The sequence below is a fragment of the Campylobacter sp. CNRCH_2016_3089 genome (genome assembly GCF_025772505.1).
Lineage (GTDB): Bacteria > Campylobacterota > Campylobacteria > Campylobacterales > Campylobacteraceae > Campylobacter_D > Campylobacter_D lari_D.
The window spans coordinates 224,131-235,121 of sequence record NZ_JAKMSF010000001.1 but is presented as its reverse complement, the minus strand read 5'-3'; the positions used below and the strand labels follow the sequence as shown (position 1 = coordinate 235,121).

General features: G+C 26.7%; 9 protein-coding genes and 1 pseudogene. 5 read left to right on the top strand and 5 right to left on the bottom strand.

Annotated features, from left to right (window positions below):
• Positions 1 to 453: 453 nt before the first annotated feature.
• Positions 454 to 606 (bottom strand): hypothetical protein, encoded by a 153-nt coding sequence (locus L8W69_RS01205; protein WP_250325339.1) that lies wholly within the window; start codon positions 604 to 606, stop codon positions 454 to 456.
• On the bottom strand, positions 590 to 979 hold the full coding sequence (locus tag L8W69_RS01200; RefSeq protein ID WP_263666222.1) for a hypothetical protein: 390 nt from the start codon (positions 977 to 979) through the stop codon (positions 590 to 592). The genes L8W69_RS01205 and L8W69_RS01200 overlap by 17 nt, the downstream gene beginning before the upstream one ends.
• A 527-nt stretch (positions 980 to 1,506) precedes the next feature.
• Between L8W69_RS01200 and L8W69_RS01195 the strand changes: the two genes are divergently transcribed.
• Positions 1,507 to 2,427 (top strand): helix-turn-helix transcriptional regulator, encoded by a 921-nt coding sequence (locus tag L8W69_RS01195; protein WP_263666221.1) that lies wholly within the window; start codon positions 1,507 to 1,509, stop codon positions 2,425 to 2,427.
• A 4-nt stretch (positions 2,428 to 2,431) separates the two neighbouring features.
• Here L8W69_RS01195 and L8W69_RS01190 read toward each other — a convergent pair whose 3' ends face one another.
• Entirely contained in the window at positions 2,432 to 3,841 is a 1,410-nt protein-coding gene (locus L8W69_RS01190) for a PD-(D/E)XK nuclease family protein (RefSeq protein ID WP_263666220.1), read from the bottom strand.
• Between the two features lie 106 nt (positions 3,842 to 3,947).
• Here L8W69_RS01190 and L8W69_RS01185 point away from each other — a divergent pair, with 106 nt between their 5' ends.
• The 4 genes and pseudogenes from L8W69_RS01185 (at position 3,948) to L8W69_RS01170 (ending at position 7,633) form a co-directional block, all read left to right on the top strand.
• The gene (locus tag L8W69_RS01185; RefSeq protein WP_263666218.1) at positions 3,948 to 4,496 is read left to right on the top strand and encodes a hypothetical protein; all 549 of its coding nucleotides are present in this window, start codon (positions 3,948 to 3,950) and stop codon (positions 4,494 to 4,496) included.
• A 73-nt stretch (positions 4,497 to 4,569) separates the two neighbouring features.
• Positions 4,570 to 4,935: pseudogene (locus L8W69_RS01180) on the top strand (agmatine deiminase family protein); the annotation flags it as partial.
• Between the two features lie 69 nt (positions 4,936 to 5,004).
• A complete protein-coding gene (locus L8W69_RS01175) occupies positions 5,005 to 6,927 on the top strand; it encodes an AAA family ATPase (RefSeq protein WP_263666216.1) in 1,923 nt (640 codons plus the stop codon).
• A gap of 13 nt (positions 6,928 to 6,940) precedes the next feature.
• Positions 6,941 to 7,633: a hypothetical protein gene (locus L8W69_RS01170; protein WP_263666215.1), complete on the top strand. Its 693-nt coding sequence runs from the start codon at positions 6,941 to 6,943 to the stop codon at positions 7,631 to 7,633.
• Here L8W69_RS01170 and L8W69_RS01165 read toward each other — a convergent pair.
• Both L8W69_RS01165 and L8W69_RS01160 read right to left on the bottom strand, forming a co-directional pair.
• Positions 7,625 to 8,962 carry an McrC family protein gene (locus L8W69_RS01165; protein ID WP_263666214.1) on the bottom strand — a complete coding sequence of 446 codons (1,338 nt, stop codon included), beginning with the start codon at positions 8,960 to 8,962 and terminating at the stop codon, positions 7,625 to 7,627. The two genes, L8W69_RS01170 and L8W69_RS01165, sit on opposite strands and share 9 nt — an antisense overlap.
• Complete coding sequence (locus L8W69_RS01160) at positions 8,946 to 10,820, bottom strand: McrB family protein (RefSeq protein ID WP_263666213.1); 1,875 nt, start codon at positions 10,818 to 10,820, stop codon at positions 8,946 to 8,948. The genes L8W69_RS01165 and L8W69_RS01160 overlap by 17 nt, the downstream gene beginning before the upstream one ends.
• Positions 10,821 to 10,991 lie beyond the last annotated feature (171 nt).

The window sequence follows — 10,991 nt, the reverse complement described above, 5'->3', positions numbered from 1 at the left end:
TAACCCCCCCTCCACCCTCAGTTAAGCCAAAAAATTTGTCTTTAGAGCGACATCTATTATCTTTTTTATTAAAGATAAAAATTTATCCTCTATAAGAACCATCATATTCCCAACCATTATTATTTTCATCATTAATACCAACTTGAGCATCATCATCTTCGATATGGCTAGCACCTTCTATGCAAGGAAACGGAGAACATTGATACTTATTATCTGTTAAAACACATTCTCTTTCTTCGTTAAATGGACATACTTTCCTACTTTTAACACAATTGTTTGCAGGTGGTATTGAAGAATTACAAGTATCATTAAAACCATCATTGTTAGAATCTATCGCTAGATTATCTAAGCTTTTGGAATGGTAATTTCAATAAACGATATGTTGTCACAACATATACTAGAAATCCAAAAGAAAGTAGTATATTGTGAAACTCAAAAAATTAGCAGATAAAATCACTGATTCAACTCCTTGATTTTTTCTATATTGATCTCACATTGCTTATAGTGGTAAAAAAGCTCACTATAAGCTTTTAATATATCTTTTTCATCTTGCACTATAGGTTTATGCGCTCTATCAAATTCTAAAAGCTCATTTGGTATTTGCACTTTTTGAATTTGTATTTTGGTTAATACTTGTGTTTTGCTCCCACAGCCTATCAAGCATAGCATTAAAAAGCTTAGTGGTATTAGTTTCATTGCTTTTGGATATATAGTTTTTAACATCATTAACCCTTGTTTTGATTTGATTTTTTTGAGTATTTGCATGAAAGAGTGCTTTTAGCTCTTGTTCGTGTCTTATTTTAAGCTCCTGAGTAATCCTTGTGAGTTCATTGTTTACACCCAAAGCTAAATTTAAATCACTTTGACTTTTTTCTAATTTTGCATTTGTACTATCTAGCTTAAGATATAAGAATACATTAAGCATAAGCATTAATGCTAAAGCAATATAAAGCTTTGTATTGTTAAATAAAAATGACATATTATTTGTAGTTTAAAGTAGGTTTTGTATAATACTTTCAAGGGTTAGCCGTAGGTCTGACCCCCTATGGCTTAATCTAACCCTAGAAAGTAGGTGATTAAATTTGAGCTATATAATCCACATAATCTTTATAATTATACTACTAAGTATGATTATAGTCAAGGCTTATTAACCTTATCCCCTTTTTTTAGGGGGATTATGTGGTAACCTACTCTAAGCTTACTCCTTTCTAAAATTTGTTTGTAATTTCTAATTTTATATTTGATAAATCTTGTTGATATAGCAAATCATATATTTTTTTACAAGCTTGTCTGCTTTGACCTATACTTTCATCACTCTTAATTAAACCTAGTAAAAACAATCTTTTGTATTCTAATAATTATATATTTATCATCTTTTACTCTCAAATATTATTTTCTAAATAAACTTTCATTTCCAAACTATAAGTCTTGCAGCGTTTATAAACTAGACTTTATTTGTTTATAAAGCAATTGTTGTTAATATTTTAAAAAATTTAGAGAAAAATCATGAAAGATCTTAAAAAATACATTGCAAATTCCAAACTAACACGCCTTGAAGTTTTATATGAAAAATTAGTAAAGTCTGAAAATGGCATAACTATAAAAGAACTAGCCCAAGAACTCAATGTAAGCGCTAAAACCATAAAAAGAGACATGCAAGGGGTTTTTGAGCCTATGGGGCTTATTAAAAATGGAAGAAAATGGCGTATCGATACAAGCAAAGACATTCAAGAGCAAGATGATGAAAAAATAATCCTTGAAGTGCTTGATACCATGGCAAAAAGTGCTGGAAATAGCTTTTATGCTAAGGCTCATCCCCTACTTTCTAAACTTTCTCAAAATATCTCTAACCCTATCCATACTAGCCTAGATGCAGAAAAGCTAGAAGAAAAAGATTTAAGCAATTTTCAAATTCTTGAACAAGCCATCAACACCAAAACACAAATTGTCTTTAAATATGAAAATAAACTTTTCCAAGTAAAACCTTTAAAACTAGCTTTTTTTAGTGGATTTTGGTATTTACTTGTTTTTGATATGAAAAAACGTGATATTTTCAAAAAATTTTATTTAAAAAATATCCAAAACATCACCCTAACCCAAGAACATTTTCAAACCGATGAGAGTTTAGAAGTAAAACTTCAAAGAGTAAATTCTATATGGTTTAGTCTTGATAAGCCTTTTACGGTAAGGCTTTTAGTAGAAGAACCTGTGCGAAAATACTTTGAAAGAAAGCCTCTAAATTCACAAATCATCACCGGCAAAGACAAAGATGGCTCCATAGAAATAGAGCTTGAGATAACTCATGAAATGGAAATTTTACCTTTAGTGTATTATTACATACCTTATGTAAAGGTTTTAGAACCTGATTTCATAGCAAATAAAGTCAAAGAAGTAATTAGAGAATACCTTGATCAAATAAGCAAATGATTGCTTATTTGTTTGGTTTTAATTCATTGTTTATCTTTTTTAAAGCGCTTTTTATAGTTTCTTTATTTAAAAACTCTTCTAAAATTTTGGAAAATTCTGTCATCCAATTGCCATGATTATTTATTAGCCAATACGCAAAAGCATATTTTTCTTTAAAGTTAAAATTTTCAAATACATCATAGTAATAATGATCACCACTTCTGCGGATATTGTCATTTCTTATATTTGAGTTTTGAAAGAATTCTTTATATTTTTCATCCTCTTCATTACAATTAATTTTAAAAGTCAATCCAAAATTATCATAATCACCTTTTCCAAAAAAAACACCCACACTAGGCCACACATCATTATCATCTTCATAAATTTTTGGATAAAAATCAAACCAATCGTAATTAACTCTTTTCTCATCAAGCTTATATCCAAACCATTTTTCATCACATATAGTTCGTTCTTTTTCAAATTCTTTTTCAAGCTCATTAAAAAAATCATTTACTAATTCTTCACAAATTTCATCCCATTTCTCTCTTACTATTTCTTTTGCTTTTTTATATTTATCATTATCCACATCTTTGAAATCACTTTTATTTTTAGTATATCTATGCAAAGTCTTAGTATTTTTTAAATTTTCTTTACTTTCTTTTAGAAAATTTAATACATAATCCCTAGCTACATATTCATCTGTTACATACCATTCTAAAATGTTTTTATATTGATTTAAAGTAAAAATCACATTTTGCATATCATTTTTAAATTTTTTATCAATTTCATTGTTTTTAACTTTATTCTCACACACACCTATACAAGCATTAATCCACTCTTTTATCCATTTATAATCCATTTTTAGATAAAAACTCATTTTTTTATCATAGCTATCATATATAAGATCATTATTTATTTTAAACCCATTTCTTGTGCCTAGGCTATATTTGCTAGGCTCGGTATCTTCATTTTTATGCAAATAAATAGTAAGTATATTTTCATGAAAATCATCTATGTTTTTACCTTTTTCTCTTATGTATTTTATGTAGTCTTTGAGTTGATTTGGCTGATCTTTTGCATAAAGTTTATTTTCTATGATGATATATCTTTTATCTTTTAAACTTATAAGTATATCGATCCTTCTATTATCTTTTACACAAGCTTCTGTTTCTACTCTTTCTATGTCATGAGCTGTAAGATTTTTAAATTTACCAGCCTTTGTATATCTTCCAAGCTTTTTTAAAAACTCATTTGCAAAAAACTCTTGATAATGATCACCATGTGGATCTATCAAATAAGCTATAAATTTAGAATGATAATTTTCTTTATACTCAACTCCCAAAGCTTCAAAAATATTTATATCACTCATGCCTTTTTTGGTATTTTCTTCAAATTTATCATTAACACTTAATAATTCTTCAATAAAATTTTTCATTCACAATGCCTTTAAAATAATTTTCACAATTATACTACAAAAATATAGACTACCATTGTCTGCTTTTTTTAGATATGATTTTTCAAATCATTTAAAAAGGATAAAAATGCTTCAAACCATGAAACACATCCTAACTCACACCGATGAGACTTTACTTGCAAAGAAATTTGGTTATAACAATGTAGAAAAATTTACCAAAACAAAAACTTTGTTTTTAGAATGCGAAAGCATACAAGAATGGCTTTTAAAAGGACACTATGATATGGTAAATTCCTCTTTAGAATTTATACAAAAATTTGATTTTATTTTAGATAAAGAAATTTTGAATTTAATTTTAGAACAAAGTATTTTACTAAAAGATAAACACACAAAATTACAAGAAGCAAAAGCCATCATAAAAACAAATTTTAAACGCAAAAGCGAGCCTTTACATACTTTGATGTTTTTATCTCACTTACGCGTGCTTAAATTTCCTATTAGTAATGATATGCTCTATCTTGATAAAACACAAATCATGCAAAAGCTCAAAGAACTAGCTATAAAGCATTATGAAAATTTACAAGGCAAATTAAAACTTTGGGGAGATATCTTACAATATGACATTATTTATGATGATGAGTTGTTAGTTTTAAGCATGCAAAAGAGTGATGAATGATAGCCATTTCTACACTTTTATCATCAAAACATAAAAGAATTTATCAAAATCTTGTGCAAAATTTACTAAATTTAACATCGCTTTTAAAGAAATACCAAGTAATGATATATGGTTAAGAGATTTCATGCCTTTAGTGTATGAAAATACGGCGACAAGCTATATTTATGATCCTGATTATCTTAGAAATTATCCGCATTTAAAAACCACTATAAAACCTCTAAAAAATCACTTAAATTTAATCCTTGATGGAGGTAATTTCATAAGAAAACATGATGTTGCCTTTATGTGTGAGAAAATTTTTAGCCAAAATCCAACACTTAGCAAGGAAAGCATTATCCATACTTTTAAACAAAGCCTAAATTTAAAACACATAGTCTTTTTACCAAGACTAGCTTATGATAGATACACACATAGTGATGATATTAATAATTTTTCATAACTAGACAACTAAAGTCTAGTTATTTTGTTTATAATTGCATTATATTATATCTTAGTTTAAAGGTTTATAATGCAATCAAATACTTCTACTCTTACTCACATTGCGGATTTTGATTATTACTCACATAATGTAAAAGTCATCTCACTACACGCACAAATGCTCTCAAACAGCAAACAAATCAAAAAAGATTTTTACAGCGAATTTGAAGATACACTAGAAAAAGATAGTAAAATCCCTAGTTTTATCTACAAACAATACTCCAAATTTATCTATCCTAGCTTTTTAAAGAAAAATCTAAGTTATCTTAAAAAATACTTAAATTTTACTCAAGCAGAATGTGATGTGTTTGCATTTTTTTACTATGCAAACAAAGGTAGATTTGCTTTACACCAAGGTTATAGCACTGCTTTAGGCAAAAAAATCATAGAAAAAATTTTCAACCACACTTCAAAAGATGTCAATAAAGCCTTAAGTGATGATTCTATGCTTTTTAAACTAGATGCCTTGTGCTATTATGATAGTGATGCCTTTGGTATAGATGTAAATAATTTTGAAAGCATTTTCACTCAAGATATTAGCAAAACTACACTTATGGGTGAGTTTTCTTATTTTTTACCTAAAACTAGACTAAATTTGAATGATTTTGACTATATACAAGAAGAATTAAATACTATCATTACTTTTTTAAAAAAACGCCAAAAGGGGAATATTTTTATATATGGAAAAGCAGGTGTGGGCAAAAACAAGCTTAGCGCACTCATAGCTAAAGAGCTTGGAAAAGAAGCATTGTGCGTTAAAGATTGTGAAAATGATAAAAAATCAAGTAGAATTTCAAATTTTTACGCACTTAAAAAGATACTCAATCCAAAAAAGCAAATAATAGTCTTTGATGAGTGTGAAGATAGCCTTTGCTATGATTCTTTAAAAGAGAAATTAAAAATCAACAAAATCTTAGATGAAGAAAATGGCGTTTGTGTATTTTTATCAAATTCCAAAGACATGGATGAGGCGTATTTGAGGCGTTTTGATGTGATTTTAGAGCTTGAAAGTATGCCTAAAGAAAAGAAAATTCAAAATATAAAAAAGCTATTCAACAAGAAAAATATAAAAATAGATGAAGCCATTATAGAAAATATAGCTTCTCATCCTGAACTTTCTCAAGGGGTTATTTTAAAATGTGCAAATAATGCTAAGATCTTTAAAAGCAAAAGCCAAGAAGTATTTGTAAGATTGATCAATGAAAATTTAAAAGCAAGATCACTTCAGGGCATTTCAATGCCAAAAAAAGACAAAAAATACGATTTAAGCTTGATAGAATGTGATTTAAATTTACAAGAACTAATAAACAATATCGATAAAAATTCAAGTTTGAGAATTTTAAGCTATGGCATAGCAGGCAGTGGAAAAAGCGAGTTTGGCAAAGAACTAGCCAATGTTTTAAATAAAACTTTACATTCTTATAAACTTAGTGATATTTTAGATCCTTTTGTGGGCAATAATGAAAAAAATATCGCAAACATTTTCAAAAAAGCTTCTAATGATAATGCTATCTTACAGCTTGATGAAATCGATGCGTTAATTTATAGTAGAGATGAAGCAAATAAAAGCTGGGAAAAAAGCTTAGTCAATGAAATGCTTATGCAAATGGAAAATTTTGAAGGCATTTTCATAGTTTCAACAAATTACCTACAAAGCCTTGATAAAGCTAGTATAAGAAGATTTGATCTAAAGATAGAATTTCAAGCATTAAAGCAAGAAAAGCTTTTAAAGGCTTTTGAATTTTTTGCCAAAGAATTAAATTTAAGCTTTGATAAAAAGCAAATTACAAAAAGACTCTTAAGACTTCAAAACATTTGTTTGGGTGATTTTGCGCTAATTCTTAGACAAAATAAAATTTTTAAAATCAAAAACGCCGATGAGTTTTTAGAAAAATTAGAAAAAGAATCAAAACTCAAATCAGATGATGAAAAAATCAACATGGGATTTTTATAAAAAGGATAAAACTATGAACATAACACTTCAAGGAACAATACACAAAAGCTTTGTGTTTGGATTTAATGATATAAAAGCAAAAGAACACATTAAAGTATTATATGAAACAAACAATGATGAGTTTAATTTCCAAACACAAATTCAAAACACAGAAAATATACAACTACTAAGCCAAAGTTATCATTTAGAAAATGGATATTTTTTAGATGAAAATACTCAAAGCAAACTTTTGTCTTTTGAAAATTTTTTAAGTCAAAATTATGCGGATTTTAAACATTTTTGTGTTGTTGATTTTATAAAACATAATGCAAAAATACACTATAAATTAAAAAAAACAAACACAAAAAGCAAACTCTATCATCTTGCAAGTGCATATGCCTTTCCTAAAAATGGCTGGATAGATAAAAAAGTGCTAAATATCAACGACATCTCACCTTATCAAAACATACTTATAGAAGGGTTATTTTATATTAAAGAGCAAGAATTGCTAGAAATTATAAAACAAAATGAAAATTTGATAAGAAATAATTTTTATTTAAAAGATTATGATTTTTCAAAAGGTTTAAAAAAACTTTTAGATGTGAGTTTGGATATTTTATTTGCTAATATTAGCACGAAAAATTTTAAACCCTATAAACTAGAAATAAACTCTATCGCTCACGAGGATATAGAAAGAAAGATTTCTTTTACTAAGCTACTAAAATGATTGTTTTAGTAGCTCTTTGATCCTTTCTATAAATTGCGTTTCTTTTTGGATAATATACTCAAGAGTGATTTCTTTATCTTGACTATCTTCAAGAAAAATTCCATCAACTATAAATTTATACTCATCTGAAAGGATAGAATTTTCACTATGGCATTTTGCTTTTTCAAATTCTTGCATAGGATATAAAAGTCCACCTAAAAGCACCTTGCCTATCTTTTGATAATACCCCATATAAGTATGAATTTGAAACAAATCATTTCTGTCTAAATCTCCCATGCCATTTTGGCTTCTACCTTCCATTTTCATTCTTTTATATTTAGTATCAAAAACCATGTATGTATCATCTTTAGACAAAACAATATCAGGTATTATATAGCGTTTATAAAAGCTATTTTTATAAATTTCAAGCTTTGGAGAATCAACCATATATTCTTCAAAATTATTTCTTAAAAGCTTACTTATATAAATTTCAAAAAGCTCTGCTATATTAACGATAAAACCATAACTTTTTTGATCATTTTTATTTTTACTAGTAAAATTTTGACTTTCTATGATCATTTTTGCGTATTTTAAAAGCTCTTTGTAGTTTTGATAGTTTTGATTTCTCAAGGCTTTGCTAGAAAAGGCTTTATTTAAACTTTCTTTTATAAAACAATGCTCGCTTTTATTTTGCACTAAATAGGTTTTTATATGCTTTACATTTTTTAAAAAGCCTGAATTTTTCTTTTCTATGACTTCTAATGCTTTATATAATACATTAATAATATGCACATCTTCTATTTGCTCTCTTGTTTTTGTAGCAACCTTTGCTTTTAAAGGGATATTGTGTTTTATAAATTCAACCATATCGATATTTCCCTTAAAGCGCAAATCGTTGTATTTTTTACTTTGATAATTTTTAGGCAAACCTATCAAAAAACTTTTTTCAAGTTTTTGCACAAAGATATAAAAAAGTATAAACTCACTTATATTGCTTTCCTTTTTTACATCTTGATAAATACTCACATCATCAACAAATACATCATTAGCATAATTTAGCATTCTTTCTAAAAACTTCTTGCCAAACCTGGAATTTATCTCAATTTCCAAACCATTATAAGAAATTTTTCCTATATAATTTCCACTAGCAATTTGCCTTTTATTTTCATCAATCGTTCGCAATGAAATGATAGGATTTTTAGCATTTTTACTTAAAATTTTTTCATCATCATTAAAAAAAGAAAAGAAATTTCCATTTTTTATAAAATCTTCAAAATACAAATCAAAATCTTGTATTCTTGAAGATTTTTGCTCTATTTCTATAAAGCTATTATCATTTATTTTTATCATCGTTTTTTTCTATAACAAAAAGTTTTTTTAAATCATCCAAGTGTGTTTGTATTTCTTTTTCATTATATTCGCTTCTTAAATACTCTTTTAAAAGCGCTTCAAAGCGGTTGCTAAAAAGTTTTTTCATATCACTATCTTTAATCTCATCATTTTTAAATTCAATTTTGAGAAAATAAGAATGCCCAAGTTGATATTTTTCACCTATATCTTTACTAATTTTATCGTTTAATTTTTTACAAGCTTGTGCGTATTCTTCAATATTATTTGCATAAATTTCATCTCTTATTACATCATAATCACACTCCATTTCTTGCCATATAAAGCGTCTTCTAAGTGCTAAATCAAAACTATCTATGCTTTTATCTAAATCATTCATAGTTCCTAGTAAAAAAATATTTTCAGGCACATAAAAATCCTCATCATCTCTCATAGAGGCATATTGTGTTTTTATCTTACCTTTTTCTCCTCTATACTCAAGCGCATAAAGTAATTCTCCAAAAACCCTAGATAATTCCGCACGGTTAATCTCATCAGCTATGAAAAAATACCCATGATCACTTAGAGCTTCATTAAAATTTCCTTTTTCGAGTTTTTCCAAAAATCCTTTTTCTTCTTCTTTTGCTTTATCACAAAATTCTCTAAAAATTCCATTTTTAAGCTCAAGTTTTAATTGTCCATTTTCAATCCCTGCAGGTTTAATACCTTCTATAAAATCCTCATAAGAAAAACTTGGGTGAAATTGAGTAATGAGCATTTGATTTTCATTTTTAATGATATTTTTTACATTATTTACTATAGTGTAGGTTTTTCCAGTTCCAGGAATTCCATGAAAAATGATGTTTTTATGCGTTTTTAAAAGCTTTTTAAAGCCTTCTAAATCATTGCTTTTTATATCTGCTTTGCCACATAAATTTGCAAAATCATAAGCTGCTTTGTAAAGTTTATAATACGCACTTTGATCTAAATCATTTTCAGCTAATTTTTCTTTTGCAATCAAAGCCAAATCAGATTTTTTTATCTTATCAATCAAATTTAAAAATTGATCTAAAATATAGTATTTTGGAAGATTATATGAATTTTCATTTATTTTAAGTTCATCCAAAACAAAGTTAAAGTATATTTCTTCATTTCTAGTTTTAGTTGTCTCTTTTTTTATATCTTCAAGCTTCTTTTTTGAATCTTCATTTAGCATTTCAAAGATATATTTAGCCATATTTATCATAGCATCATTTGCAAGTGGAAATTTATCATTACTTTCTAAGTTAAATTGTAAAAAATATGCTAGTTCTCTAGCAGTAGCACTCATACCTTCTACTTTACTAAGCGCTTCAAATAATTTTGTTAAAGTTTCACTCTTTGCTGCTTCTTTTATTTTCTTAAGATTTTCAATTAATTTACCTTTATCTTTTAATAAATTTGTGGCATTACCTTGCATTCTAGCACTATTTATACTTTTATCCCACCATTGTTTAAAAGTTTCATCATTAAAATTACCTTGATTGAAATCTATCTCGTCTATTTTTTTACCAAATGTTTCGCTAAATTTATTCACAATTTCGCTTTTTGTTCGTAAAAATTTTCCATTTTCATAAAATTTAATATGAATAGTATCTTTATCACCAAAATATTGTAAATATTCCTTAAAAGCTTTTTTTAATGTACCAAATGTATCACCATTTTCTTTATAAATGTTTTCGGTTAATTTTTCAAATTTTGTTTTAATATCTTCATTTTTTAAAATCTCTTCTTTTCTCTCCCTACCAAATTTAGTATGATAAATATAGCATTTATCTTTATCAAAAAAATAACCAAAATTTTTATCTTTAATTGCATCTAAACTAGTTTTTAAATCACTCATAGTTTTCCTTAGTTTTGATTTTTATAATTATAACTTAATTTTTGCATTGTTAATTATACCAAAATAAAAAATTTAAAATAGACAAACTCAGTCCACTAAAATAAATTACAATTGTAAAATAAAAAATATCAAGTCATGGAGGTGTTAAAAAATAAAAATCAAATTTAAAAT